We start from the raw sequence: 25,585 nt of genomic DNA on the forward strand, positions 1-25,585 counted from the left end.
GTGAACCGCCTTGACCTCTCTATTACCAAATTCCATAAGAAATTTGTGCAACTAATAAAGAGAGCGATTCATTAATAACGAGCATTTCGATTATGCCCGGAGCTATCTAATGGCGAATGCGTTTAATAGCTCACTCCGAGGGGATGTCGAATATAGTTGTATCACCGGCTTCCACCAACACCGGCTCTCTGGTAAATACAAGACTCTATATTCTTTAACCTCATCAACGATTTATATTATTCTTTTTATATTTTCATTACGCCGCCTTGGGAAGCATTCGTTACTAAAGCTGAGTAACGTGCAAGCCAACCGCGCTTAATTTTTGGTTCAAATGGTTGTAAGTTTTGACGACGCTCTGCAAGAACTTCATCAGAAACTTGTAAATTAATTGTTCTACCTGGTAAATCGATTTCGATAATATCTCCGTTATTTACTAAAGCAATTGGACCGCCTTCAGCTGCCTCTGGAGAAATATGACCGATGGAAATTCCGCGTGATGCGCCTGAGAAACGACCATCTGTAATTAAAGCTACTTTTGTCCCCAATCCGCGACCTTGAATCGCTGATGTAGGAGCAAGCATTTCCGGCATACCCGGACCACCTTTTGGCCCTTCATAGCGAATGACTACTACGTGCCCTTCACGTACAATGCCTTCATCAATTGCTTTTTGTGCTTCTTCCTGTGATTCAAATACGATTGCCTCACCTGTAAAAGTTTTAATAGAAGGGTCAACAGCACCTACCTTAATAACAGATCCTTCAGGTGCGATGTTTCCGAATAGAACGGAAAGACCACCTACAGCACTATATGGATTATCTTTTGTTCGAATAACCTTATCATTCGTGATCTTGTAATCTTTTACAAGTTCTCGCATCGTTACACCTGCGATTGTTGGACGATCTGGATGGATCGCACCTGGAATTTTCGTTAATTCATTTATAATTGCCTGTACGCCGCCTGCTTTTGCAATGTCATCCATCGATATATCCGATGCCGGCATAATTTTCGCAATATAAGGAACGCGTTCTGCGACTTTATTAATATCTTCAATGTTATATTCGATTTCTGCTTCATTCGCGATTGCCAATGTGTGAAGTACTGTATTTGTTGAACCGCCCATTGCCATATCCAATGCAAATGCATCATCAATAGCCTCTTTTGTTACGATATCGCGTGGTTTTACGTCTTCTTTAATCATGCGTACCAAGTGTTTGGCTGCTTCATAAATTAACTCTTTCCGCTTATCACTCGTTGCAACAATTGTACCGTTACCTGGCAAAGCCAAACCTAGCATTTCCATTAGGCAATTCATTGAGTTGGCTGTGAACATTCCTGAACATGATCCGCATGTTGGACATGCATTGTTTTCAATATCAAGAAGTTCTTCTGCTGACATCGTTCCTGCCTTATGTGCGCCGACTCCTTCAAATACACTCGTCAATGATAATTGCTTACCCGTTGATGAAGTACCAGCTTCCATCGGACCGCCGGAAACAAATACTGATGGTACGTTCGTTCGAACAGCTGCCATTAGCATACCCGGTGTAATTTTGTCACAGTTCGGAATGTAAAACACGCCATCGAACCAGTGTGCATTAATAACTGTTTCGGCTGAATCTGCAATAATCTCTCGAGATGGCAATGAATAACGCATGCCGATATGACCCATTGCTATTCCGTCATCAACACCGATCGTATTGAATTCAAATGGAATACCGCCAGCTTCTATAATGGCATCTTTTACAACGTCTGCAAACTGACGTAAATGCACATGGCCTGGAATAATATCAATATATGAGTTACAAACACCGATAAACGGCTTTTCTAAATCTTTCGCCTTTACTTTACCTGTAGCATATAAAAGACTACGGTGTGGAGCTCGGTCAACTCCAAGTTTGATCATATCACTTCTCATATTAAACGCCCCTCAACGTAAAGCTTTCACTCTTGTTGTTTTATATTTCGTTTCCCAGTATTTAAAAATAAGAATTTTCTAAATTTTAATTATAGGAATCGATTTTGTCACATCATTCATTTAACATGTTTGTGTGCTTGAATGATGTGGTGTACTAAATTGTTGTTATCATAGTACGGAATGAGTGCTACCGTCAACACTATTTTTTGAATTTTTTATACAATTCAAAATGTTCTAATTTATTGTAACCGCTTTCTTACTGATTACTGTGCTGTTTATTCTCTTTCAGTTCAATTTTTACAAATTTGAATTTTTAAAAAATTTAATTTATTTGAAAATGGTGTTGGAGCTCATCACAGTACTTGACCTAAATGCTTACATGCCTTGTTAGCATTGGTGTTAAATCATTTGAAATGATTAACAAAAAAACAATAACCTAGCAAACTGATGCTAGGTTAGGAATATCCCATTTTATTTGAGTAGTAGTAATTCAATTGCAAAGTTCAAGATTATAAAGCTGTGGATTCCTACAAAAATAAGTGCCTGACGGTTTAATTTCCTCATTAATGCCTGATCCATCTTATCCACTCCACCCCGTTTAATTTTTTGATATTCTTAATATACATTACCCAACTAAATAAATCAAAATATTTTGAATATTTAGTTAACAATTTATTTTATCATTATTTCTTCTATCATGGCATAATAGCTTTATAACATATCAAGGAGGCTAATTATGGTAAAAAGAGCACTGATTGTAATCGATTATACGTATGATTTTGTCGCATCTGATGGAAAATTAACTTGTGGAGCAGCTGGGCAGGCTATTGAACAGGATATAAGCTCGTTAATTGAACAATTTGTAGAACAAAATGAAGTAGTCGTTTTTGCAAATGATTTACATGAAGAAAATGATCCTTACCACCCTGAATCAAAATTATTCCCGCCTCACAATATTAGAGGAACAAAAGGCCGTGACCTTTATGGATCGGTAAAGGACATGTATGAAAAATACAAAGAACAGGTTATTTCTTTCGATAAAACCCGCTACAGTGCTTTTGCAGGCACAAACTTGGATATCCTTCTGCGTGAGCGAAGTGTCGAAGAAGTAGTTCTTGTCGGGGTTTGTACAGATATATGTGTGTTGCATACAGCCGTTGACAGCTACAACCTTGGCTATAAAATCACAATTCCAGATAAGGCGGTAGCTAGTTTCAATGAGGCAGGACATGCTTGGGCGCTGCAACATTTTAAAGGCTGTTTAGGCGCTACCATTATTTAACACACCAATAGAAAGCTTAAAAATGTTTAACCCTTCTGAAGAAAGGAAATAACTAACTAGATGCAATTATCATTCACTATTTTCAGAAGGAGTTGGACATTTATATGATGAGTTTTATTTGGTTTTTAATTATCGGAGGTATTTTAGGTTGGTTAGCAGGAGTAATTCTAGGTAAGGACGTTCCAGGAGGCATTATCGGTAATATTATTGCAGGTATTGTCGGTTCTTGGATCGGTAGTATGTTATTAGGAAATTGGGGATGGAGAGTTTCTGACTTCTATGTATTCCCAGCATTAATTGGTGCTATTGTATTGATTTTCGTCGTAAGCTTCATTTTACGTTCTATGCGAAAAGCAGCGTAATAAACACCAAATCCCAAAAAATCTGTGCATCTAAGTTTTAAAAAAGTGTGACTTCACGTCACACTTTTTTTATTTAGTATCATCCATTGCAATTTGCTTCAATTGCTCACCATAATCTCGGTATTGTTTGTAATAATATAAAACATCTTCTACATAGGCATCGCTGTGATTGTATTGAAAAACGGCTTTTTTCAGTTCCCCATTCCTTACTCCGGCAATCGATAAAAACTTTGCCGCACTAAAAATCGCGTCTTCAATGTCAAACGGATCTGCAATACCATCGCCATTGGCATCTACCCCATACCCACCATATTTTTTTATTACTGCTGGATTCGTTTTATCCTTTTCCGGAATCTCACCTAAACCTAAGTCTTTACATGATGGATGCTTCCAGCCGACAAATGTACAAGGCATAAATTGCATATGCCCTTCTGCTCCCACAGGGGAAATAAGCGTTCTCATTGTAGAAAAACGTGTTTCTACTCGATGATGTGCAGCAAGAAGTGTCCATGGAACATTATACTTTTGTTCCGCCGCTACGTAGACAGGTATGTACTCGATCGGGATTTCTAAATCAAATTGATCCTGAATTTGTTGGTAGACCGACTTTTCGGTAAATCGTTCGATAAAAGGCAATCCACGAATTTGCTGCCAACTAAAAAAAGCAAATATGTATATTGTTAATGATATCGGAATGAGTAGTACGATTAAGTAAATTTTTACTTTAGGTGATAATAAAGGTTGTTTCTTTTTGCTTTTTGCCATAGCCGCCACCAATCTTTAACTGATTAAAACCCTACTATTCTATTCATTTTACTAAATTTCAACTTTAATTCCTAGTTGATAATTATAGAGGCAATCGTTAGAATAGTATACTGCATTAATAAATGATTTTTGGGAGCTGTTGAATATGTGGAAAGACTTTAAGGAATTTGCTATGAAAGGAAATGTAATCGATTTAGCTGTTGCAGTTGTAATCGGAGCTGCATTCGGGAAAATCGTAACATCTTTAGTAGAAAATATTATTATGCCCCTTGTAGGGTTGCTTACAGGTGGAATTGATTTAAAGGATGAGTGGAAATTTGGTTCAGGTGAGGCACAAATAGCACTTGGAGTATTTGTCCAATCAATCATTGATTTTCTTATTATTGCGTTTGCCATTTTCATGGCTCTACGCCTATTAACAAAATTAAATCGGAAAAAGGAATCGGAAATTGTAGAAGAGCCGACACCGGAACTTGATACGAAGGAAGAACTTTTAAAAGAAATTCGTGATTTATTAAAGAACGAACAAGCTAAATAATCAAATCTTAAGAGAAACACTAAAAAAGCCATGAAATGTTATTGATACAACATTTCGTGGCTTTCATAATGAATATTAAACATTGCTCTTTTAACTCTCCCCCGTGTTATTAATCAAAGTGACCTACCATTCTTCCTAAAGTTAAAAGTACACAACACCAAATAATTGCACTGATGCCTACATAGATCGCATAAGTTTTTAATCTCATCTGCGAAACACCAAAAAAATAGCCTGTAACATGCCGTATGCCCGGTATAAAGAAACTGATGACAATAGAAGATGGGCCATACTTATGAATCCATTTTTCGGTCTTTCCTATTCTTTTATCTGTTAATCCAATCCACCTGCCAATCCGTTCAATTAAAGGACGCCCCGCTTTTTTCCCGACATAATAGCTGAACATCATCCCGAGAAACGTACCGATAATGCAAACGACAAGAGAATAGGTGTAATTCAGCGTGCCGATTTTAGAAAAATACCCTATCCATAAAACGAGTAATTCATCAGGGATTGGGAGTCCGAAAAGCCCTAATGAAAGAATTACGAAAATAGCCAAGTATCCATATTGTGACACAAGCTGATTAAGGACTTCCATTTTGCAGTTCCCGTTCAATCATGTGTTTTTTTAGATGTGGCAATGTAATCCGGCTCATCATCCAATACAGTAGTAAACATAATGCAACAGCTATATGGTATGGCATTATAACAAAGGCTGTTCCAATGAAACCCAATGCTGCTATTAGAAATACATGTATCATTATATTACCTTCTCCTCTTCGTTGATTTCGAAATCCATATGTTTGTTTAGAAGGCTTACTGTCAAAATTCCTTATCCTTTATAAGTATATTGCTAGATTTTCTTGTTTCACGTGTTATTTTCACTATGTATCAATCATAAAATGTGGAATTACTTTACGGTAAAGAAAAAGGGGTGAAAAACTTGGGGAAGTAATTGCGTAACGGTCTAACATTAAAGATTATCGTTTATTGTCAAACAGAAATGTCGATTGGCGTCGTATGTTTTTGGAAGTATATGCAACTGTTATAGAATTTATTTATAAATACCCATTGGCTCATAGCAGCAAAGTATGGCTGAATAAAAGTTGCAGACTTGCGTTATTGTTCTTTTTTACACGTTTTACTCTCCATTTCGTTAATTCCTACTTTCCGCTATTGTCCCTTTCAGTTGTTCATGTTAAATTGATTTAATAATCGATTCATTTGAAATGTTTCGTAAATTAAGTGTAAGGAAGTGTTTTCATGTCACAGCGCTCTATAGAAACTAAATTAGTACAGCTTGGAAATTTAAGTGATGCAAAAACAGGAGCAATCAACCCTCCGATTTATATGTCAACAGCCTACCAGCATACAGGAATCGGTGAATCTACAGGCTATGATTATACTCGTACAAAAAATCCGACACGTTCCATTTTGGAAGAAGGAATTGCAGAACTTGAAGGTGGAGATGCTGGATTTGCCTGCAGTTCAGGAATGGCCGCTATTCAGCTTGTCATGTCATTATTTAAACCGAATGATGAACTAATCGTACCAGAGGATTTATACGGCGGAACGTACCGACTATTTAAAACATTTTCAGAAAATTACAACATTAAACCTGTCTATAATGCGTTTACGAATGTAAATGATGTGGAAAGTGCAATCAATGAAAATACGAAGGCATTGTTTATCGAGACACCTACAAATCCTTTAATGCAGGAAATTGATTTAGTTCAATATGCAGCATTGGCTAAAAAGCATCAATTACTTTTAATTGTGGATAATACATTTTATACACCTTATTTCCAGCGTCCAATTGAATTAGGTGCGGATATTGTTTTACATAGTGCGACGAAATATATTGGCGGACACAATGATGTATTGGCAGGACTTGTCGTTGCAAAAGGTACAGAGTTGTGTGAGAAACTAGCCTATTATCATAACGGAATCGGTATGGTGTTAGCACCGATGGATTCTTGGTTGCTTATTCGAGGACTGAAGACTTTGCATCTTCGTCTGAAGCAACATGATGCAAATGCAAAGAAAATTGCGGAATATTTAAAGACTGAACCACTTGTTACGGATGTGCTGTATACAGGAAAAGGCGGCATGCTTTCATTCCGAGTAAAGGAAGCGTTAATGGTCAATCCGTTTTTAAAAGGCATAAAACTGATTACATTTGCGGAAAGCCTAGGTGGTGTGGAGAGCTTTATTACGTATCCTGCCACACAGACTCATGCAGATATGCCGTATGAGGAGCGTGTAGCACGTGGTGTATGTGACCGATTGTTGCGTTTTTCTGTAGGGATTGAAGAAGCGGATGATTTAATTGCCGACCTTAAGCAAGTTTTCGATACGTTACGAGGTGAGTTCGCATGATAAATCGCATTGAAACAGCGCTCATTCACGGTGCCATTCGAGAAGGCTATGCCGATAAAAAAGGTGCGGTAAATGTACCAATGTATCTTTCTTCCACTTTCCATCAAGAATCGATCGATGAATTTGGCGAATATGATTATGCCCGCTCAGGCAATCCGACACGTGCCGCATTGGAAAAGGCTATCGCTGAACTGGAAGGTGGAAATCGAGGTTTCGCCTTTGCTACAGGTATGGCTGCCGTATCAGCATGCTTTATGATTTTATCTGCCGGTGATCATATTGTCATTACAGAGGATGTATACGGAGGGACTTACCGTTTTGTCACAAAAGTATTGCCCCGCTATGGTATTACCCATACATTTGTAGACTTTACGGATATTGAGGCTGTTAAAGCAGCAGTTCGACCTGAAACGAAGCTAATTTATATTGAAACGCCATCAAATCCTACATTAGGTATTACAGATATTCGAGCAATTGTCGATATTGCGAAACAACATGGTGCCATGACATTTTTGGACAATACATTCATGACACCATTACATCAAAAACCGCTTGATATGGGTGTAGACGTAGTCATTCATTCTGCGACGAAGTTTTTATCGGGACATTCAGATATTGTGGCTGGTTTAGTTGTAACAAAGGATGAAGAGCTCGGCAATCAAATTTATTTCGTCCAAAATTCTTTCGGGTCTGTATTAGGTGTACAGGATTGCTACACATTAATTCAGAACATGAAAACAACGGCTGTCCGATTCAATGAAGAATCACGTGTTGCGATGCGTATTGCACAGTTTTTACATGACCATCCGTTAGTGGAAAAAGTGTATTACCCTGGTCTTCCCTCTCACCCTGGTTATGAGATTCATACAGCGCAGGCAACTTCTGCCGGAGCGGTATTATCGTTTAGTTTACCGAACTATGAGATTGCCAAAGCGTTTGTTGACGCAATGAAGATTCCCGTTTTTGCTGTCAGTCTTGGTGGTGTTGAATCAATTTTATCGTACCCTGCTAAAATGAGTCATGCGGCAATGGAGCCGGAAGAGCGTGCGAAGCGTGGTATAACAGATGGCTTGCTGCGTTTTTCAGTCGGTTTGGAAAATGAAGATGATTTAATTGAAGATTTCACACAGGCATTGAATATTGCTGGGCCATATAAATAATTTATGGGACAAACCCGTTGATTTCCATTCTGGGACCGAAGCTTTCCCCGGTTCCTCCTAAGCATCTAGTTAAATAAAAAGACAAAAGGCCTCGAGAGACAAACTCTTGAGGCCTTTTGTCTAGTGGAAGAAAATTGTTTTTTCTACTTCCACTAGAATTGATTTCCGTTCCGGGTACGCTTTCCGCGGGCACGGCCTGAGCCTGTAGTCTCAGGCATCGTGCGGTTCCCGCTGGAGTCGACCCTTCACTCCAATCAATTCATATATCCGTTTATTATTAAGTTGCCCCTATTCAACTTTTAACGCTGTTACATACGTTGCGCGACTTTCATTCCAATAGCCTACAATTTCCAGAATGATAGGTCCTGTTTCCTTAATTTCTTCCAATGACTGATACGTTGAGATGATGCCCGCTTCGTTCCAAATGTTGAATTCTACCTTTGTCGGTTCACTATCAAAAGTGATTTCAACCGGTTCATTTAAATTCACTTCTATTTCCTGAACTGCCTCCATCATTTGATTGGGCGAAGCGTGGTCTGTCATAGTTGTAGTCGTTTCTCCGGTTGATGCATCAAATGAGCTCCAGGAATATGCGCCTTTATAAGTTTTAATTGTTTGATCACCAATTATGAAGTTTATATTTGGAATTTTAAGCTCAGTAGATGCTTCTGTAGTTTTTTCAACGGACAGCAAATTAATATCAAAATCTCCATCACAACCTGTAAAGTTATAATCGATTAAAGAACCTGTCACAACCTCATCCAGTTGTGTGCATTGATAGTTTTCAACCGTTTTACTTCCAAATGCATCTTCCCGGTTATCAATTTCAATAGAAAAATGCTGTCCGTTATATTCGATTGTCCAGTAAATCGGGTCCCCTTCGATTGTGTAACGGATCATTTCAAGTAATGTTTCATTATTTGCTTCGATGTCGTTTAAAAACTGTTCAAACAGTTCTTCATTTTCAATCTGTCCGTGTCTATCAATGACCTGCTTTTTTTCATTTATCAATGGCTGAAGCAGCTCTTTAAATGGTTTGCCAAATTCAGCATTCAGCCGTCCGTACCCTTCTGTTTCAACATTACTCAGAATCGTTATGGAATGATCCTGCTCATACCAGATTCGGTACGTGTTAATTCGTTCGGGCAAGTTTTTCTCCAATTCAATAAATAATCTCAATACTACATCTTCTTCCCTTGCCATTTCGGCCTCGACATTTGGCTGCCATTTTGTTTCGGACAAATAACCCTGGATGTCATCAAGGTCCTCTTGATCAAAAACCATGATCTCTTCTGTCCCAATATTTTTATCGCTAACTACCCGTTCAATTACTGCGCGCTGAATTATACTTGAATCGTTCTGTTCATCTGTACATCCGACTAACAGCAGCAACACCGCACATACAAGTATTCTTTTCATTCCTCATCCTCCCCTAGTTTACGTTAAAGCTTTGCGGATCTGCTCATCATATGGAACGGTAACATTTAAACTTTGTTCATGGACATAAAAAATGAGCATTGTATTTTGCTCATACAGTTCATAAGAGACGACATTTTGTGAGGCGGTTTTTTCGTTAAATTGCTGCCTCGCTTTTGAACGATCTTTGCTTCGGTCAAATGTATATACCGAGAGTAATTTATCATTCAGTAAATACGTTTTCGGCTTTTCCCCATTTAAATCCTGCGTGAAAATCGATTTTTCTTTTTTCTCCATCACTCTAACAGGTACTTGCACTTCCTCCAACGCTTTAATAAAACCAGATTGCTGTGGTGAATGACAGCCACCTAATAAAACAAAAACGCATACAATCAACCATTTTCGCATTCGTCATCCCCCTTTCTATATTGGTCGCAAGAAAAGTAAAAAAGTTACAATTTATTTTATTTCGAATTCGAGATATTTTTATTGCATTATTATCATTTGAGTAGTAAAGTGATAATTAAGAAAGGACGTGTACGATGAAGAAAAATACTTTAGGTTCTCTTATATGGCTTCGTATGATGCGTTTTACTCATGAAAGTAACAATCTTTCAAATGAGTTTTTAAAACAGTTTGACTTAACGACTGCGCAATTCGATGTGCTCTTGCAAATTTCCATATTCGAGCCGATTACACAATCCGAGCTTGCAGAGAAAGTAACGGTGACACAAGGTGGTATTTCCCGAATGCTTACACGTCTTGAACAGGACCAGCTTATTGTAAGACATCAGGACTGGAAAACGAAATTTATCTCATTAACGCCAAAAGGTAACGAAAAGTTAAACAATGCTTTCGAAGCCCAGCTCGCCTTTCAATCATCATTCTTTGATGAAACATTAACAAAAGAAGAACAGAGAACATTGTATAAACTGATTTCCCGTGTTCAAAAAAATAGTGAACAACGAAGTAAGTAAAAATAGGAGGCAACACATATGTATACAATTCCAGGACATCACCACATTTCTATGATCACGAAACATGCACAGCAAAATAATACATTTTACCGAGATGTTTTAGGCTTGCGCCGTGTAAAAGTAACAGTTAATCAAGATGAAACTTCCATGTATCATTTATTCTACGGAGATAAAACAGGCAGCCCAGGTACCGAGTTATCATTTTTTGAAATTCCACTTGTCGGACGCACTCACCGCGGTACGAATGCGATTACGAAAATCGGTTTAATCGTCCCTTCTGAAGAAAGCTTGAACTATTGGGTGAAGCGTTTTAATGAGTTTGGTGTAAAGCATGAGGGGCTCTCTACATTTACGAGCCGTCCTGCTGTGTTATTTGAGGATGAAGAAGGTTTACGAATGGCACTGATTGCTGCACCCAATACAAAAGTGCCTCATTGGGAAACGTATGAAAAGTCGTTAGTACCGATTGAACATCAAATACAAGGTATGGGTCCTGTAGAAATGACCGTAAAAAATATGGGGAAACTGATCCATACATTAACAGAAATATTCGGTTATGAAGTAAAGGAACAGACAGAAACCACTGCCCTTCTCCAATCCGTTAAAGGTGAAATATTTGGTGAGATTTTCATCAACGAACAGGACGGTCCTTCCGAAAAGCCAGGTCGAGGAAGCATCCACCATTTGGCGATTCGTGTGAAAAATGACGAAGAACTCACTTATTGGGATGAACAAGTAAAAAAACGTGGATTCATCTCCTCAGGCATTGTAGATCGATATTATTTTAAAAGCTTATATTTCCGTGAATCGAACGGAATTTTATTTGAAATAGCAACTGATGGTCCAGGCTTTTTACGCGACGGCGATATCGAATCACTCGGGGAACAGCTGGATTTGCCGGACTTTTTGGAAGAGAAACGCGAAGAAATTACCGCAAAACTAAAACCGATTTTTTAAGGAGAAATGAATGATGGAACAATATCGAATTGATGAAACAAAAGGGATGGAATTTGGACTTTATACATTAGGAGACCATATGCCAAATCCATTAACAGGCTCTCGTATTTCTGCACAACAGCGTCTAAACGAGATTATCGAGGCAAGCCAATTAGCCGAGCAAGCTGGTATTGATGTGTTTGCTGTCGGAGAAAGCCATCAGCAATATTTTACAACACAGGCACATTCCGTTGTGTTAGGTGCGATAGCCAATGCAACGAAGACCATCAAACTTTCCAGTTCTGCAACCGTATTGAGTGTAGCTGATCCGGTTCGTGTATATGAAGACTTTGCTACGATTGATTTAATTTCAAACGGGCGGGCAGAAATTGTTGCGGGTCGTGGATCGCGTGTTGGCGCACATGAATTATTCGGTGTGAGCTTACGTGATTACGAGGAAATATTTGAAGAAAAGTTAGCTTTATTAAAACAGTTAAATGACAATACGGTTGTCAATTACAGTGGTAAATTTCGTCCTGCTTTAAATAATGCCCATATTTTACCGCAGCCATTAAACGGGTCCATTCCAATTTGGCGTGCAGTTGGAGGTCCTCCGGCAAGTGCCATAAAAGCTGGTTATATGGGGATTCCGATGATGCTCACAACATTAGGCGGTCCATCGATTAACTTCAAGGCTTCTGTTGATGCTTACCGGGAAGCGGCGGATCGCAGTGGTTTTGATGCGAGTACATTACCGATCGCAACGACAAGTTTATTTTATGTCGCAGAAACGGAACAAGAGGCAGTTGACGGGATGCATCCATTTTTAAGCGGCGGTTTCCAGGCAATTCGTGGACAAGGATATCCGCGCTGGCAAGTAGAACAGGCCCCTCGCGTAGAGGATGCCTTAATGGTCGGTAGCCCGAACCAAATTATTGAAAAAATGCTGTATCAATATGAACTGTTCGGCATGCAACGCTTCATGGCTCAAATTGATTTCGGCGGCGTTCCATTTGATAAAGTGATGAAAAACATCGAGCTGATCGGCAATGAAATTATTCCGGCTATAAAAAAATATACAGCAAAATAACAGTAGTGACAGCCGTGGTGGAATTGATGAAAAGCTCTTAAGTATTTAATAAATATAAGGAGAATCCGTTTTGGTTAAAATAGGTTCTTCTTTTATTTTCAATCAATTCAAGCTATCCATTCCATTAAAACGAGATCGTTGTTAAGATCTTTAATTCTCTTAAAACCGCATTTTTTATAGCTTGATATTGCTCTAACGTTATTACTTTTTACCTCTAATAGAACCTTTGAAGCGCCTTTATTACTAAGGAAATTTAACATCATTTTTATCATTTTTGTCCCTATTCCTTGCCCCCATAATTTAGGTTCACCAATAAATTGATCTATTCCATAAATATTTTGGTGTCCTGAATAACCGTACTTTTTCAATTCTGTTTCTTTAATCTCATAATATTGGATATAACCAATTGATTCATTATTGCATTCTACAATACAGGGCGTAACATAGTGTTTGCCGTCTATTCTTGGTCCGTATTTATTTATCACTCGTTCTAAATTTGAAGGTGGTTCTTCATAAAACTCTAATACCTGCTGATTATTTAGCCACTTTACCATTAAATTAAAATCAGCCTTGTCCATAAGTCGAATATGTAATTCTTGATCTAAAATCACGCCTATTTTTCTTCCCCATTCTATTTGTATATTAAAAATAAATATAAAAGCTTATAAGTACTTAAATTCCCTCTAGGTTGTATTGAGCAAATATATCTTGTAAATCTACTTTTGTTCTTTTAGTAATAAAAGGAGCTGTTCGTTTTGTTCAATTAGCTTATCCATTTTTTTACCTAAATCATTCGAATTATTTGCTTTAACCGCGGAATTAATTATTATTCGTCTAATAAATAGAGTAAAGGAAATAAAGAACAAAATAATTAATAGCAACACGATTACCGGAAATAAGATTTCCATATTCATCCTCCTATTATCCATTTTTTAGCATTATACCATATAAATCAATCTGCTCCCAAAGAGTCTTTTAAGAGTTTTATTTTATACTGTGAAAAATAAAAGATTTTGTTTTTGAAGTAGCTTGATTAAATTCCCAATCTCCATAAACTTGAATCTGCGAAAACCCTGCTCTTTTTAGTGATTCATATATTGCTTCCTGTGTTCTAAATTTCAATTGCATTTTTTCATGAATCATTACTTCTCCAGTGTGTTTTCTTTTTACCGTTTCATAAAATGTAAACACATCATTAACTAATCCTTCATATTGTGTCCAAATTTCAAGTGGCTCACCGTTCAACAAATCTGTTGCTAAATCAGGTGTCGTATCTTTTTCCCACTCTTCCCATACCTTTGCTAATGGATTCCGTGTATCGAAAATAAAATGGCCTCCAGGTTTTAATGCTCGGAAAGCATCTGCAACAACCTTTTCCCAACTTTCCTCTATAAGAAATACTTGTGCAACATTCGCAGTCATAATGATTGTTTCATATGTATTCGTTTGTAGATTTGTACTATCACCAACTATCCATGTCACTTCACCGGAATGTTGCTTTTTTTTCGCATATTCTATTGCTTCTTCATTTGGGTCAATTGCTGTAATTTGATAGCCTGCTTTTGCAAAGTGAGTTGTTAATCTCCCTGTCCCACAGCCTAAATCAGCTATTGTCTTTACATTAATCTTCTTCAATAATGTTAAAAAAATTCATCGTCTTTTCCCCAACCATTTACTTGATCATAAACTAACGGAATCATTTATTTACCTACTTTCTAGTTTACTTAATGCATTAACCTTCTATTAATTTATAATGGTTTCCAATCAAGATCTCTTACATCATTTTCATTTGGTTTTCTGACAGCCTCAATACAACTTTCTTCACAAGCCCCAAATAAGACATAATTTTTCTGTGCCTTTCTTAAAGATGGTAGATTTGCGCCTCCCTCATAATCTGGGTCATCATATTGAACTCCATCATCTTCCCAAAAACAGATACTACATATTTCATATGTCAGACTGTAGACAAACTCGAAGAAATTCGAGTTTGCCTACAGTCTTTTTTGTTTTAAAATAAATTTAAAATGATGAAAACCGTTGATTTCCATTCCAGGGGACGCGTTTCGCGGGCGGGTGCCAATCCTCCTCGTCGCTACGCTCCTGCGGTGTATCGGCAGTCCCGCTATTCCCGCAGAAGTCGCCCCTTCCATTCCAATCAACTTGATCTATTCTTTCTAATATAGTTTATCTAAATCAAAGAGGTGTCCCGATATGATGACTAAAAACCAAATGAATGAACGTAATCAATTAGAAATGTTGACGATTGAACAACTTGTCCCAGAAAATCATCTCGTACGTAAATTAGAGGCAGCCATTGACTTTTCGTTTGTATATCCATTAGTTGAAAACTTATATTCACCTTTCGGTAGACCAAGTATTGATCCTGTTGTCTTATTTAAAATGACAATGATTCAATACGTTTTTGGTATTCGTTCGATGCGTCAAACGATTAAGGAAATTGAAACGAATGTAGCGTATCGCTGGTTTTTAGGCTTCGGTTTTCATACAGAAGTGCCTCACTTCTCAACGTTTGGCAAAAATTATACACGGCGTTTTGAGGATACAGATGTATTTGAACAGATTTTCTATCGCATCTTGAAAGAAATTGTGGATGCGGGTTTATTATCAGCTGACCATATCTTTATTGATTCTACGCATGTTAAGGCAAGTGCGAATAAACGAAAATTTGATAAGAAGATGGTTCGAAAAGAGACACGTGCTTATGAAGAAAAGCTACAAGAAGAGTTAAACATAGACCGTGAAAAGAACGGGAAAAAGCCGTTTCCACCGGAGAAGTTTGAAAAGGAAGAATGGAAAGAAATCAAAGAGAGCACAACGGACCCTGAAAGTGGTTACTATGTGAAGGACGAACGGACAAAACAATTTGCCTATTCATTTCATGCAGCGACAGATGAACGTGGCTTTGTATTAGGTACGATTGTGACACCGGGCAATATCCATGATAGTCATATGCTGCAACCGCTTGTTGAAAAGGTCATTCATCGTGTGAAAAAGCCTGTGGCTGTTGCTGCGGATGCGGCTTATAAAACACCTGCGATTACGAACTTTTTATTAGAAAATCAAATGTTGCCTGTTCTTCCTTATACAAGACCGAAAACGAAAGATGGCTTCTTCCGTAAACATGAGTATGTCTATGATGAGCACTATAATTGCTATATTTGCCCGAATGACCAGATGTTGCGCTATACAACGACGACGAAAGAAGGCTATCGCCAATACAAATCGAATCCAGCGGTTTGTGCAGATTGCCCATTTCTAGCACAATGTACGGAAAGTAAAAATCATACGAAAATGATTCAGCGACATATTTGGGCAGATTATCTAGAAGAAGCCGAACATCTTCGTCATCATCATGAAATTAAATCCATTTATGCAAAACGAAAAGAGACGGTTGAGCGTGTCTTTGCGGATGCGAAAGAGAAGCATGGTATGCGATGGACAACGCTAAGAGGCCTTAAAAAATTGTCCATGCAGGCGATGCTTACTTTTGCTGCCATGAACTTGAAGAAACTTGCCACATGGACTTGGCAAGGAGCTTAGATGAGGGCATCTTCCCTCGAAGAGGAGCCCTTTTACAGAACTTCGGAGCCTAATTTGATAAAAGAAATGACAAAAGGCATCGAGAGACGAGCTCTCGATGCCTTTTGTCGACAACCTGACATATTTCATATGTTCCAGGAGGTTCTTCATCTAGTGTTTTATAGCCACAACAAGGACAAGTATATTTCATATAATCACCTTAATATATTTTTTCTTTATTTACAGGCAAGAATTCATTCATAAAATAACTTACCAATATTTTGATATAATAAAAAGTAAAAAATTGAGGGGGTATTATGAAGTCAGAAGATAAAAAACTTCAAAAAGAACTTACAAATGAAGAAAAAAGTATGATTATTAAAGAAGTTAATAAAGTATTGAACAGTGGCTTCCGAATATTAGGTTTTGATGGTGGAATGGCGTTTCCTCATTACCTATATTATTTATATTTCGGGGATCCTGATAAAGAATTGAGACGGTATTCTATTGGAATATTTACTATTTGGCTTGGCTATTGGAATACAGGATGCAGTTTCCGTTTTACTAAACAAAGTGAGTTATATAAGTATATTAAAGCTTTAGTAGAATACCAGGAAGAAATCGAAAAAGATTTCCCTGTATTATTTAATTATATTGTTTCCTTTCTAATAGAGCTTATCGAAAGTTATGATAATGCGGAAGAAACTCGGATGAAATCATATATTGTTGAAATTGTTCATAAAGATTTTCTCAGTAAAAAATCATATTATAGAGAAAAATATAGATATAGAATAAATTTTATTGAATTTCTAAAAGAGCTTAAAATTCTAGATTATGATAAACCATATGACTAGATATGCAAACATTCCATCCTATATTTGAGGGCGGTAGCATAGCTAAATAAATGAATTTAACCAGAAAAGCAACCATCTACAGCTACCGAGAGTTAAATAAGCGGAGGATTTACCCTTATTTGAAAAATTGAGCTCGTTTCTCTGAAAATAAGGGTAGAAATTCCGCTTATGGTACATTAACACCTGGATATTTTATGGGTTTTTATGAAATAGACGGAATTTCTCCGTCTATTTTAGTGGTTTTTTTCTTTATTTGCTTAATAAGCGGAATTTCTCCGTCTATTTTTGTCGTCTAAACTAGTTGCATCTGCTCTACCATCTTCACGTTGCCTCCATCTGGTCCTGCTTTTCGTGTAACTCCATTAATTCCCCGTACTTCATCATCTTATAACAGTATACTATAAATGTAATAAGTCCAATGACCGCTACTATGCCTGCCAGTGTCATTAATAATCCTAAAATAACATTTTGTGTATGTTTAAAGATATAAAGCGAAGTAATGATAAACCATAAACTTCCTACTACTAAATGTTTAACTTTTTTCGTGAAGTTGACATGCGGTGTGTTTTCTATAAAGCTAAAGAAAACACCAAAAATATAATAATAGAAAAGAAGTTGAATGATACTTGTTGTAAACCCGTAAAGTAAAAACAATACTGGCGGGAAATTCTCTACTGCACTATATATGATAGGCATTTCTATTATAGATATGACCCCTGTAATATACGAAAGCAGGACTGCGGTTTTATTGTACTTCGACTTGGCATATTTTTGAATCGCTCTTGCAATGATAATATAGCCGATAATATCCGGTATAATATCAATCCAAAAATTCAGATCAATAATAATAAAAATATAGCCAATAAGCACCCGTGAAAAAAATTGCTGCATTTATCTGTCCCTCTCTTCTACTACAAAATCGTTTATCCATTTTTCAGGAGGGAGTTCATATATGAATTGTTCAATTCCCTCGGTAAATGGTTCTCCATTCGCAAATGTGCCATGAACAATAGTATTCTTATATCTTGAATCCCAAATACGGTAGTTTTGAGAGATACGAATCGATAGCGTTTCGCCTTTTTCTGTATTGTATGGAAGTGTCAGGTGCTTATCTTCTTTATATAACTTGATATTCGCCAATTGAAATACTGTTTCTATTTCTTCTATAGTTCCAGCCTCTGTAATAGTAAATATTGTTTCTGATTCACCATTTATTGTTTCTGTAGTTTGTACCTTCACAAACAAGTCTTCCTTCTTATTTGTTATCAACTCGACTTTCAAAGGAAACTGCTGAATGACACCATTAGAAAAAAATGCCGTTGCATTTTTATTGGATGCAGCAGTTAATGTACTGTATTCATTTTCATTTACTTTAAATTCGACCGAATGCAGATCATAATACAGATAGCTTTGTATAAGGGAATCTCTTTCTTCAGTTTTTGTCTTTGCAGAGAAGTGATATGGTTTCTTATACGGTACTAGCTCCATTTCGCCCACTTGAATAGATGTGAGTTCTATATCCTCATTATGATTTGTAACATAGCTCACATTAATGAAGCTCTCTTCTTCCATATACAGTGCCTGTGTACTAATTGGAAGAATAATAGGCTCTTCGATTTCCTTTTGAAGTAAAATCACACTGCTTGTTGTAAAAATAATGAACGTTACAGTAAGCATCAAGATAAAACGTTTGCTCATAATTTCACCCCTCCTTCGATAGATTATACCATATTTTGGATATATTGATGTTTTCCATATAAAAATCCCCGCAAAGTGAGCAACTCTTCGCGAGGATTATTATTTAAACAGTTTCTTTCACGTGTGGTGCAACGGTTTCCCTCACCTCTTCTATCCTTCCTTTTGAAATGCGGAACCTTGCAAAAAAGCAAGTATATATAATGTTCCACACTTTACGAACGTTATTTTGAATTATAAAATCAACTTGATACTAGATGCATCTATACTGCATTAATAAAGAAGCGGCCTGGTGAAGCTTTTATTTCAAAAAAATATTTTTCTTTCCTTTTTAAACCTTCTAATTTAACCCCTTTTCCAGAGGATATTGGAAATTCATCAATAATTACATCGCCCTTTTCATCTTTTACTCTTAGATACACATTACTATCACTATTAGCATCATTAATAATCTCCTTCTTCCAAAAAACGCTATCATATATCACATAATCTTGAGTATTAATCCCATCGGCAGAGAATCTAATACTTTGCCATTCTTCGCTGTCATCCGTTATATGTGCAATTGCTGTAACCTTTGGGAAAAAGAATTGATTAACAACCCCTACATCTTGTACTACTAGAGCACTTATTGTAGTAATCATAAAGGTCATCAAAATAGCTGTAATAACTTGAAATCGACGCTTTTTGTTAATGAGGTTAAACGGTTTTTTCGCAACCTCTACATTTGTTTCGACTATTTGTATGGTGGGTTGCTGCATCAGTTGCATAGTTTTTTTACATTCTTGGCAATGCTCAATATGTTCTTCAATTGCAGCACCTGTTTCATCACTACAAATTCCATCTATATAGGACGGCATCAAATCCTTTATAATATTACAGTTCATCCAAATCCACCTTTTCTACTAATTTGCATTTTGCGCGATAATATGTAACCCTTGCCCAGTTTTCACTTTTCTCATAGATGTCACCTATTTCTTTAAAACTTAAATTCATAGTTATTCGAAGTAAAAAAATTTCAGAATACGGTTGTTGTAATTGCCGAATTTCTTGATGGATTTCACGTAGAGTACTTTCTTTAATCATTGCGATATCAGGCAAATCTTCTTTCGAACGTATATCTACACCTGTTTTAATTAAGTAATCAATACTCGTATGATTTCGATGCTTTGCCTTCTTTAAATAATCAAAATAGCTGTGCTTAGCAATTTGACATAACCAAACTGAAATTTTGCATTCGCCATTGTAACGATGAATCGATTTAACCGCTTGATAAAACGTTTCCTGTGTTAATTCTTCTGCTAAATCCTCACTTGATGTTAAACAAAGAAGAAAAAGTTTTACTTCATTTGCATAGGATTTATAGATTTCACTTAAATCCTCCACTGAATACCTCCCTCCAACATCCTTAAATTGAGTTCACTTATATATAGAATGAAACAAAGATTCGTTACAATTAATGCTAAATTAATTTAATGAATTTTATAATCTAATATGTATTGAAATTTCCCAAAAGCGTCGTTTCGGGACATCCTGAACATAAGCAGCTAAAATTTAACGAGGCTGATACAGAAGTAGAAATTTCTTTGTAAAAGGGAAATACTCTTATTAATGAATTGATTTGAGTGAAGAGTCGACTCCTGTCTCAAGAGAGTTAAATAAGCGGAGGATTTACCCTTATTTGAAGAATTGTGCTCGTTTCCATGAAAATAAAGGGAGAATTTCCGCTTATATACGTGAAAATCTTTAAATTCTATGTTTTTTTACTCAATAGACGGAATATCTCCGTTTATTTTGGTGGTTTTTATTTTATTTTTTTTAATAAGCGGAATTGGTCCGCCTATTTTGGTTACTTCTCCTGGTTGCCCCTGTACTAAAACCCCCATAACCTGCAAAATTATACCATAATTTAAATTTACATTAAAAAATCCCCGCGAGGTAAATTACTCTTCGCGAGGATGATCTTTTATACGGTTTGTTTCACTTGTGGCGCAACGGTTTCCCACACCTTTTCTATGCGTTCTACTGCTGCCTGATCCAATGTAAAGCCGTTTTCTGTTTTTGTCACTTGAGAATCAACAATATAAATCGGACTTGAAACCGTTGTAGCCCCTAGTATTGAAAGTACAGGTTTCAGTGAGTACTCCAATGCCAATAAATGCGCAATTGATCCGCCTATAGCTACCGGAATCACCGTCTTATTTTCGAGCCCCTTTTGCGGTAATAAGTCGATGAAAGTTTTTAATATCCCTGTAAATGAGCCTTTATAAATTGGGGTTAAGAAAAATACGATATCCGCCTCCCCTACTTTGACGATTTCCTTTGCGATTTCCTTACTTGCAAAATTGGCTGTTATTAAATCCTTTGCAGGCAGTTCGTGTACTTGAATCGTCTCATATGAGATACCGTCTTTATCTAGTACTGATTCAATATATTGCTGTATTCCCGTTAATCGTGACGAAATACTATTACCGCCATTAATTAAGATTGCTTTTGTCATCTTTCACTCCTCCTAAACTTGTTGTAATGCATATCTTGATGGCACTTGCTGTAAGCCTAAATTTTCTCGTAATGTATTGCCCTCATATTCTGTACGGAAGACGCCGCGCTTTTGAAGTTCCGGAATGACCAGGTCAATAAAATCCGTAAATCCTCCTGGGAAGTATGGCGGCATTAAATTAAAGCCATCCGCCGCATCGTTATCCACCCATTCTATTAACTGATCAGCAATTTGACTAGGCGAACCGAAAATAATTCGGTGTCCACGGGAACCGGCAATTTTCAAATACAGTTCACGGATTGAAAGGTTCTCACGCTCAGCAAGCTCGATAATAAGTTGCTGACGACTGCGGTTGCCGTTAGTTGGCGGAATATCTTTTGGAAGTGGACCATCCAAATCATAGCCTGATAGATCAATACCTAGATAATCTTCCAAAAAGTCCAGGCCAATTTCCGGTGTAATTAATTGCTGCAGCTCCTCGTATTTTGCTCGTGCCTTTTCCTCTGTTTCAGCTACATAAACCGAAACACCCGGCATGATTTTTATATCTTCACGGTCACGACCTGCTGCGACTGCCTTATCTTTTAGTTTTTTATAAAAGCTTTGTGCATCTGCTAATGTTTGCTGGGCTGTAAAAATAACATCGGCCTGTTTTGCGGCTAATGTTGTGCCTGCTTCTGAAGAACCTGCCTGAACTAGTACGGGTCTTCCCTGCGGTGGTCGAGATGAATTTAATGGACCGCGCACCGAATAGTATTCGCCTTTATGATTCAAAGTGTGCAGCTTCCCTTTTTTAATATATTCACCTGTTTCTTTATTACGTGCTAGTGCATCATCCTCATAGGAATCCCATAAGCCTTTTACCACTTCAACAAATTCATCTGCCCGCTCATATCGTAATGAATGGTCCAAATGCTTATCTTGATTGAAGTTGCTTGCCTCTGCTTCATAATAGCTCGTGACAATATTCCATGCCGCTCGCCCTCTACTTAAATGATCCAGTGAAGAAAATTTCCGGGCGATATGGAAAGGCTCATTATACGTAGTCGATGCCGTACCTGTTAAGCCTATATTTTTTGTTACCGTTGATAGAACACTTAATAATGTCAGTGGCTCAAAGCGTACTTGTTCAGCCGGATGTGACAGTTCATTAAAAGATAGGCCGTCACTCAAAAACAGCATGTCGAGTTTTCCTTGCTCTGCTTTTATAGCTACTTCTTTAAAAAACTCTACATTTTCACTAGCATCTGCCTGGGCATCCGGGTGACGCCAAGAAGCGATATGATGACCCGTTCCCATTAGAAATACACCTAGTTTTATTTGCTTTTTCGTCATGATGATCCCCCTATACTACTTGCTTTTCGCGTTCAGCCAAAATTTCGTGAACTAGCGGTATGACTTTTTCACCAATGTCGGTAATGACCTCTAAATGAGGGAATCCACGAAGTAATACTTTATCAAACCCTAAATCTACAAACTCCACGATTCGTTCTGCAACTTGCTTTGGCGTTCCAACTAAGGAAATCGAATTGCCTGATAATACTTGTGTTAAGCCGGCCCAAATATTTGGTGCAATGACAAAGTTATTATCCTTTGCCTCCAGCATTAGCTGATGCAGACGATTCACGCCAACTGCCCCGTTTTTTAATGTGTTTTCATGTTTTGCGGCTAAAACTTCTGGCTCGATTTGACTTATAATTTTATTGGCATTTTTAAACGCTTCTTCTTCCGTTTCACCTAAAACAACCTGGAATGACACACTGTATGATAAATTGCGGTTTTTCTCTTTTGCGAGTTTGACAACCGACTCCAGCTCTTCTTTCGTCGTTTCCAATGTTTCACCCCACAGCATGTAGACATCCGCTACATCTGTAGCGACTTCTTTTGCAATTGGTGAGGAGCCCCCAAAGAAAATCGGTGGTGCTTCTTTTACCGGTAACGGCAAGTTCGCACCTTTTAATGTGTAAAACTCACCATCATAATCAAACGTCTCTCCATTGAATAAACGTTTTAAAATTTCGATATATTCACGCGTACGCTTGTAGCGATCCGTATGTGATAAAAAGTCTCCGTCATTTTCCAGTTCCTTTGGCGCCCCACCTGTTACGACGTTTACGAATACTCGATTATTCGTCCAGTAGTTAACTGATGCGAACTGCTTCGCTAATTGAGTTGGAGCTGTTGAACCGGGACGTACTGCAAATAGGAAATTTAATGTTTTCGTATGGGCAGTTAAATGCGATGCTGCGACTAAAGAATCGACGCAGTTTCCGCCAATTGGTAACAGTAATGTTGAGAAGCCGGCTTTTTCTGCAGCTTGAGCGATCTGTGTAATATACTCTACAGAAGGTTCACGATCTGAATCTACGCCAACGCCAGACCATGTTTGTTGGCCTTTATTCGAAACTTGATTCCCTATATACTCACTATCTCCTGAAGTTGGTGCCATTGTAATGAACTCTACATTTGTCATGTGTTTTCCTCCTTATTGTACAGCCGGTGCGCTTGGTACTACTTCTTCAGCCGGCAGTTCCTTTGAAATTTGAATTTCACCTGAATTTACCTGTTCTATAACCTGCGCAAATGATTGGTTTGCTGCGATATTAATAAACGAAATCTGTTCTTCCTGCGCTTTTTTATAAGAAAGTTCACAAAACGTTTCAGGCGGTGCAATAAATATTGTTGCCCCTTGTTCAATGGCTTTACGTAATGCAGCACCGCGTCGACCTTCTGTTAAATCGAGTGCCGGGTTACGAAAATCTTCTATAGAATGGTCTTTTTGAATAATACGTAAAATCGTTCCTTCCACGATTGGTGTTACAATACCTTCATCATTCACTACTACTGCAATTGTCATATTCAAATCCCCCTATTATTTTGTAATGTGCGCGACTTCGGCAGCCTTTTGAAGACTTTGTGCCAAGTCTGCTTTAATATCTTCAATGTCCTCTAAACCGATGGATAAACGGATTAACCCAGGTGTAACACCACTTGCAAGCTGCTGCTCAGCCGTTAATCGGGAATGTGATGTACTTGCCGGATGAATGACAAGTGATTTTGAATCACCTACATTTGCCACATGTGAAAGGAGCTGTACATTGTTGATAAATGTTTTTGCCGCCTCTAACCCGCCTTTAATGCCGAAGCTGAAAATTGAACCTGCACCTTTTGGTAAATATTTTGCTACTAAGTTTTGCGGGTCATTTCCTTGTAATGTCGGATAATTTACCCACTCCACTAATTCATGCTGTGCTAAATACTCGGCTACTGCCTGTGCATTCACTACATGCTGGCGTACGCGAACAGCCAAAGATTCAAGACCTTGAATAAATAGCCATGCATTAAACGGTGACAATGTTGCCCCTAAATCATGACCTAATTCAAAACGGGCTTTCGCGATAAACGCTTTTTCACCGGCTGCTTCAACAAATGAACGGTTATCAATTAATTCATTTGGTCGTACAAACGTTGGAAAGCGCGTCTCTTTCCATTCAAATTTACCTGAATCAATAATTGCTCCACCTAGAGAAGTTCCGTGTCCACCAATAAATTTTGTTGTTGAATGAACAACGATATCTGCGCCAAATTCGATTGGCTTTGATAAATAAGGTGTAGCAAATGTATTGTCAACAATCAGTGGCACGTCATGGCGATGTGCCACTTGTGCCAATCCCTCTATGTCAGCGATTTCTAAGCTTGGATTCCCAATTGTTTCCGTAAATACGGCACGTGTCTTTTCGTTGATTGCAGCTTCAACTTGCTGTAAATCAGATCCTTCGACGAAGCGTACTGTCACACCAAAGCGAGGCAATGTTTTGGAAAATAACGTATAAGTACCACCATAAAGCGCATTTGTTGCAACAATTTCCTCACCAGCCTGTGCCAAAGTTAATACGGCAATTAATATAGCCGCCTGACCTGACGAAACAGCAAACCCTCCAACTCCCCCTTCAAGTGCAGCGAGACGCTCTTCAAAAACGGCATTCGTTGGATTCGCATTGCGGGAATATAAATAGCCGCTGCCTTGTAGTTTAAAAAGGCTTGCCGCATGCTCTGTATCATCAAATACATAAGAAGTCGTCTGATATAGAGGAACGGCACGTGATCTTGTTACTGGATCTACTGTTTGCCCTGTATGTAAGGCAATGGTTTCTTGATTAAAAAATGTCATAGTTGATGCT

At 37.7% G+C, this 25,585-nt stretch carries 29 protein-coding genes and 1 pseudogene; 10 read left to right on the top strand and 20 right to left on the bottom strand.

Going from position 1 to position 25,585, the window contains the following annotated elements; translation table 11 throughout:
* Positions 1–245 precede the first annotated feature (245 nt).
* Positions 246–1,916, bottom strand: coding sequence for a dihydroxy-acid dehydratase (gene ilvD, locus MKY13_RS09455; protein ID WP_191698892.1), 1,671 nt, complete (start codon positions 1,914–1,916; stop codon positions 246–248).
* A gap of 736 nt (positions 1,917–2,652) precedes the next feature.
* Here ilvD and MKY13_RS09460 point away from each other — a divergent pair.
* Both MKY13_RS09460 and MKY13_RS09465 read left to right on the top strand, forming a co-directional pair.
* Positions 2,653–3,198: an isochorismatase family cysteine hydrolase gene (locus MKY13_RS09460; RefSeq protein WP_191698891.1), complete on the top strand. Its 546-nt coding sequence runs from the start codon at positions 2,653–2,655 to the stop codon at positions 3,196–3,198.
* A gap of 104 nt (positions 3,199–3,302) precedes the next feature.
* Positions 3,303–3,560 carry a GlsB/YeaQ/YmgE family stress response membrane protein gene (locus tag MKY13_RS09465; RefSeq protein ID WP_191698890.1) on the top strand — a complete coding sequence of 86 codons (258 nt, stop codon included), beginning with the start codon at positions 3,303–3,305 and terminating at the stop codon, positions 3,558–3,560.
* A 69-nt stretch (positions 3,561–3,629) separates the two neighbouring features.
* Here the strand turns inward: MKY13_RS09465 and MKY13_RS09470 are convergent, their stop codons facing one another.
* Entirely contained in the window at positions 3,630–4,325 is a 696-nt protein-coding gene (locus MKY13_RS09470; RefSeq protein ID WP_339216752.1) for a lytic transglycosylase domain-containing protein, read from the bottom strand.
* Between the two features lie 145 nt (positions 4,326–4,470).
* Here MKY13_RS09470 and mscL point away from each other — a divergent pair, with 145 nt between their 5' ends.
* Positions 4,471–4,863, top strand: coding sequence for a large conductance mechanosensitive channel protein MscL (mscL, locus tag MKY13_RS09475; protein ID WP_339216754.1), 393 nt, complete (start codon positions 4,471–4,473; stop codon positions 4,861–4,863).
* A gap of 109 nt (positions 4,864–4,972) precedes the next feature.
* Here mscL and MKY13_RS09480 read toward each other — a convergent pair whose 3' ends face one another.
* Both MKY13_RS09480 and MKY13_RS09485 read right to left on the bottom strand, forming a co-directional pair.
* Positions 4,973–5,458 (bottom strand): DedA family protein, encoded by a 486-nt coding sequence (locus MKY13_RS09480; protein ID WP_339216756.1) that lies wholly within the window; start codon positions 5,456–5,458, stop codon positions 4,973–4,975.
* The gene (locus MKY13_RS09485; RefSeq protein WP_339216758.1) at positions 5,445–5,621 is read right to left on the bottom strand and encodes a hypothetical protein; all 177 of its coding nucleotides are present in this window, start codon (positions 5,619–5,621) and stop codon (positions 5,445–5,447) included. Before MKY13_RS09485 ends, MKY13_RS09480 begins: the two co-directional genes overlap by 14 nt.
* Before the next feature lie 502 nt (positions 5,622–6,123).
* On the opposite strand from MKY13_RS09485, the gene MKY13_RS09490 reads away from it, so the two are divergent.
* Together MKY13_RS09490 and MKY13_RS09495 are read left to right on the top strand one after the other, a co-directional pair.
* Entirely contained in the window at positions 6,124–7,239 is a 1,116-nt protein-coding gene (locus tag MKY13_RS09490) for a methionine biosynthesis PLP-dependent protein (RefSeq protein ID WP_339216760.1), read from the top strand.
* Positions 7,236–8,399 (top strand): aminotransferase class I/II-fold pyridoxal phosphate-dependent enzyme, encoded by a 1,164-nt coding sequence (locus tag MKY13_RS09495; RefSeq protein WP_339216762.1) that lies wholly within the window; start codon positions 7,236–7,238, stop codon positions 8,397–8,399. The genes MKY13_RS09490 and MKY13_RS09495 overlap by 4 nt, the downstream gene beginning before the upstream one ends.
* Positions 8,400–8,687: 288 nt before the next feature.
* On the opposite strand, the gene MKY13_RS09500 is transcribed toward MKY13_RS09495, so the two are convergent.
* Both MKY13_RS09500 and MKY13_RS09505 read right to left on the bottom strand, forming a co-directional pair.
* Positions 8,688–9,818 (bottom strand): DUF4362 domain-containing protein, encoded by a 1,131-nt coding sequence (locus MKY13_RS09500; RefSeq protein ID WP_339216764.1) that lies wholly within the window; start codon positions 9,816–9,818, stop codon positions 8,688–8,690.
* A gap of 18 nt (positions 9,819–9,836) precedes the next feature.
* Positions 9,837–10,223, bottom strand: a complete 387-nt coding sequence (locus MKY13_RS09505; RefSeq protein WP_339216766.1) for a hypothetical protein — start codon at positions 10,221–10,223, stop codon at positions 9,837–9,839.
* A 134-nt stretch (positions 10,224–10,357) separates the two neighbouring features.
* Between MKY13_RS09505 and MKY13_RS09510 the strand changes: the two genes are divergently transcribed.
* The 3 genes from MKY13_RS09510 to MKY13_RS09520 are packed head-to-tail and all read left to right on the top strand — an operon-like array spanning position 10,358 to position 12,818.
* Positions 10,358–10,792: a MarR family transcriptional regulator gene (locus tag MKY13_RS09510; protein WP_339216768.1), complete on the top strand. Its 435-nt coding sequence runs from the start codon at positions 10,358–10,360 to the stop codon at positions 10,790–10,792.
* An 18-nt stretch (positions 10,793–10,810) separates the two neighbouring features.
* Complete coding sequence (locus tag MKY13_RS09515) at positions 10,811–11,749, top strand: ring-cleaving dioxygenase (RefSeq protein ID WP_339216770.1); 939 nt, start codon at positions 10,811–10,813, stop codon at positions 11,747–11,749.
* 13 nt (positions 11,750–11,762) lie between these two features.
* The gene (locus MKY13_RS09520) at positions 11,763–12,818 is read left to right on the top strand and encodes an LLM class flavin-dependent oxidoreductase (RefSeq protein WP_339216896.1); all 1,056 of its coding nucleotides are present in this window, start codon (positions 11,763–11,765) and stop codon (positions 12,816–12,818) included.
* A 107-nt stretch (positions 12,819–12,925) separates the two neighbouring features.
* On the opposite strand, the gene MKY13_RS09525 is transcribed toward MKY13_RS09520, so the two are convergent.
* The 4 genes from MKY13_RS09525 to MKY13_RS09540 all read right to left on the bottom strand — a co-directional run bounded on the left by MKY13_RS09525 (position 12,926) and on the right by MKY13_RS09540 (position 14,776).
* The gene (locus MKY13_RS09525) at positions 12,926–13,429 is read right to left on the bottom strand and encodes a GNAT family N-acetyltransferase (protein ID WP_339216772.1); all 504 of its coding nucleotides are present in this window, start codon (positions 13,427–13,429) and stop codon (positions 12,926–12,928) included.
* 105 nt (positions 13,430–13,534) lie between these two features.
* The gene (locus tag MKY13_RS09530) at positions 13,535–13,726 is read right to left on the bottom strand and encodes a DUF4083 family protein (protein ID WP_339216774.1); all 192 of its coding nucleotides are present in this window, start codon (positions 13,724–13,726) and stop codon (positions 13,535–13,537) included.
* Between the two features lie 76 nt (positions 13,727–13,802).
* Positions 13,803–14,453 (bottom strand): class I SAM-dependent methyltransferase, encoded by a 651-nt coding sequence (locus MKY13_RS09535; protein ID WP_339216776.1) that lies wholly within the window; start codon positions 14,451–14,453, stop codon positions 13,803–13,805.
* 113 nt (positions 14,454–14,566) lie between these two features.
* Positions 14,567–14,776 carry a CPCC family cysteine-rich protein gene (locus MKY13_RS09540; RefSeq protein ID WP_339216898.1) on the bottom strand — a complete coding sequence of 70 codons (210 nt, stop codon included), beginning with the start codon at positions 14,774–14,776 and terminating at the stop codon, positions 14,567–14,569.
* A 253-nt stretch (positions 14,777–15,029) separates the two neighbouring features.
* Between MKY13_RS09540 and MKY13_RS09545 the strand changes: the two genes are divergently transcribed.
* A complete protein-coding gene (locus tag MKY13_RS09545) occupies positions 15,030–16,379 on the top strand; it encodes an IS1182 family transposase (RefSeq protein WP_191701905.1) in 1,350 nt (449 codons plus the stop codon).
* A gap of 112 nt (positions 16,380–16,491) precedes the next feature.
* On the opposite strand, the pseudogene MKY13_RS09550 reads toward MKY13_RS09545, so the two are convergent.
* Positions 16,492–16,569 (bottom strand): annotated as a pseudogene (locus MKY13_RS09550) (CPCC family cysteine-rich protein); the annotation flags it as partial.
* A 106-nt stretch (positions 16,570–16,675) separates the two neighbouring features.
* Between MKY13_RS09550 and MKY13_RS09555 the strand changes: the two are divergent.
* A complete protein-coding gene (locus tag MKY13_RS09555) occupies positions 16,676–17,212 on the top strand; it encodes a carbamoyl-phosphate synthase small subunit (protein ID WP_339216778.1) in 537 nt (178 codons plus the stop codon).
* 321 nt (positions 17,213–17,533) lie between these two features.
* On the opposite strand, the gene MKY13_RS09560 is transcribed toward MKY13_RS09555, so the two are convergent.
* The 9 genes from MKY13_RS09560 to MKY13_RS09600 form a co-directional block, all read right to left on the bottom strand.
* A complete protein-coding gene (locus MKY13_RS09560) occupies positions 17,534–18,103 on the bottom strand; it encodes a hypothetical protein (protein WP_339216780.1) in 570 nt (189 codons plus the stop codon).
* Entirely contained in the window at positions 18,104–18,910 is an 807-nt protein-coding gene (locus MKY13_RS09565; protein ID WP_339216782.1) for a hypothetical protein, read from the bottom strand. It abuts the gene before it with no gap.
* 260 nt (positions 18,911–19,170) lie between these two features.
* A complete protein-coding gene (locus MKY13_RS09570) occupies positions 19,171–19,791 on the bottom strand; it encodes a zf-HC2 domain-containing protein (protein WP_339216784.1) in 621 nt (206 codons plus the stop codon).
* Entirely contained in the window at positions 19,781–20,290 is a 510-nt protein-coding gene (locus MKY13_RS09575; RefSeq protein ID WP_191698869.1) for a sigma-70 family RNA polymerase sigma factor, read from the bottom strand. Before MKY13_RS09575 ends, MKY13_RS09570 begins: the two co-directional genes overlap by 11 nt.
* Positions 20,291–20,870: 580 nt before the next feature.
* A complete protein-coding gene (gene ssuE, locus MKY13_RS09580; protein ID WP_339216786.1) occupies positions 20,871–21,404 on the bottom strand; it encodes an NADPH-dependent FMN reductase in 534 nt (177 codons plus the stop codon).
* Between the two features lie 12 nt (positions 21,405–21,416).
* The gene (locus MKY13_RS09585) at positions 21,417–22,745 is read right to left on the bottom strand and encodes an LLM class flavin-dependent oxidoreductase (RefSeq protein WP_339216900.1); all 1,329 of its coding nucleotides are present in this window, start codon (positions 22,743–22,745) and stop codon (positions 21,417–21,419) included.
* Between the two features lie 4 nt (positions 22,746–22,749).
* Entirely contained in the window at positions 22,750–23,877 is a 1,128-nt protein-coding gene (locus MKY13_RS09590) for an LLM class flavin-dependent oxidoreductase (RefSeq protein ID WP_339216788.1), read from the bottom strand.
* Positions 23,878–23,889: 12 nt separating this feature from the next.
* Positions 23,890–24,261, bottom strand: coding sequence for a chemotaxis protein CheY (locus MKY13_RS09595; RefSeq protein WP_339216790.1), 372 nt, complete (start codon positions 24,259–24,261; stop codon positions 23,890–23,892).
* Positions 24,262–24,276: 15 nt separating this feature from the next.
* Positions 24,277–25,575 carry an O-acetylhomoserine aminocarboxypropyltransferase/cysteine synthase family protein gene (locus tag MKY13_RS09600; RefSeq protein ID WP_191698864.1) on the bottom strand — a complete coding sequence of 433 codons (1,299 nt, stop codon included), beginning with the start codon at positions 25,573–25,575 and terminating at the stop codon, positions 24,277–24,279.
* Positions 25,576–25,585 lie beyond the last annotated feature (10 nt).

This window comes from Solibacillus sp. FSL W8-0372, assembly GCF_037969735.1.
GTDB classification, from domain to species: Bacteria; Bacillota; Bacilli; order Bacillales_A; family Planococcaceae; genus Solibacillus; species Solibacillus faecavium.

Coding starts and splice junctions, on each gene's coding strand:
- ilvD (WP_191698892.1), bottom strand. CDS start 1,916: ATGAGAAGTGATATGATCAAACTTGGAGTTGACCGAGCTCCACACCGT.
- MKY13_RS09460 (WP_191698891.1), top strand. CDS start 2,653: ATGGTAAAAAGAGCACTGATTGTAATCGATTATACGTATGATTTTGTC.
- MKY13_RS09465 (WP_191698890.1), top strand. CDS start 3,303: ATGATGAGTTTTATTTGGTTTTTAATTATCGGAGGTATTTTAGGTTGG.
- MKY13_RS09470 (WP_339216752.1), bottom strand. CDS start 4,325: ATGGCAAAAAGCAAAAAGAAACAACCTTTATTATCACCTAAAGTAAAA.
- mscL (WP_339216754.1), top strand. CDS start 4,471: ATGTGGAAAGACTTTAAGGAATTTGCTATGAAAGGAAATGTAATCGAT.
- MKY13_RS09480 (WP_339216756.1), bottom strand. CDS start 5,458: ATGGAAGTCCTTAATCAGCTTGTGTCACAATATGGATACTTGGCTATT.
- MKY13_RS09485 (WP_339216758.1), bottom strand. CDS start 5,621: ATGATACATGTATTTCTAATAGCAGCATTGGGTTTCATTGGAACAGCC.
- MKY13_RS09490 (WP_339216760.1), top strand. CDS start 6,124: ATGTCACAGCGCTCTATAGAAACTAAATTAGTACAGCTTGGAAATTTA.
- MKY13_RS09495 (WP_339216762.1), top strand. CDS start 7,236: ATGATAAATCGCATTGAAACAGCGCTCATTCACGGTGCCATTCGAGAA.
- MKY13_RS09500 (WP_339216764.1), bottom strand. CDS start 9,818: ATGAAAAGAATACTTGTATGTGCGGTGTTGCTGCTGTTAGTCGGATGT.
- MKY13_RS09505 (WP_339216766.1), bottom strand. CDS start 10,223: ATGCGAAAATGGTTGATTGTATGCGTTTTTGTTTTATTAGGTGGCTGT.
- MKY13_RS09510 (WP_339216768.1), top strand. CDS start 10,358: ATGAAGAAAAATACTTTAGGTTCTCTTATATGGCTTCGTATGATGCGT.
- MKY13_RS09515 (WP_339216770.1), top strand. CDS start 10,811: ATGTATACAATTCCAGGACATCACCACATTTCTATGATCACGAAACAT.
- MKY13_RS09520 (WP_339216896.1), top strand. CDS start 11,763: ATGGAACAATATCGAATTGATGAAACAAAAGGGATGGAATTTGGACTT.
- MKY13_RS09530 (WP_339216774.1), bottom strand. CDS start 13,726: ATGGAAATCTTATTTCCGGTAATCGTGTTGCTATTAATTATTTTGTTC.
- MKY13_RS09545 (WP_191701905.1), top strand. CDS start 15,030: ATGATGACTAAAAACCAAATGAATGAACGTAATCAATTAGAAATGTTG.
- MKY13_RS09555 (WP_339216778.1), top strand. CDS start 16,676: ATGAAGTCAGAAGATAAAAAACTTCAAAAAGAACTTACAAATGAAGAA.
- MKY13_RS09560 (WP_339216780.1), bottom strand. CDS start 18,103: ATGCAGCAATTTTTTTCACGGGTGCTTATTGGCTATATTTTTATTATT.
- MKY13_RS09565 (WP_339216782.1), bottom strand. CDS start 18,910: ATGAGCAAACGTTTTATCTTGATGCTTACTGTAACGTTCATTATTTTT.
- MKY13_RS09570 (WP_339216784.1), bottom strand. CDS start 19,791: ATGAACTGTAATATTATAAAGGATTTGATGCCGTCCTATATAGATGGA.
- ssuE (WP_339216786.1), bottom strand. CDS start 21,404: ATGACAAAAGCAATCTTAATTAATGGCGGTAATAGTATTTCGTCACGA.
- MKY13_RS09590 (WP_339216788.1), bottom strand. CDS start 23,877: ATGACAAATGTAGAGTTCATTACAATGGCACCAACTTCAGGAGATAGT.
- MKY13_RS09595 (WP_339216790.1), bottom strand. CDS start 24,261: ATGACAATTGCAGTAGTAGTGAATGATGAAGGTATTGTAACACCAATC.
- MKY13_RS09600 (WP_191698864.1), bottom strand. CDS start 25,575: ATGACATTTTTTAATCAAGAAACCATTGCCTTACATACAGGGCAAACA.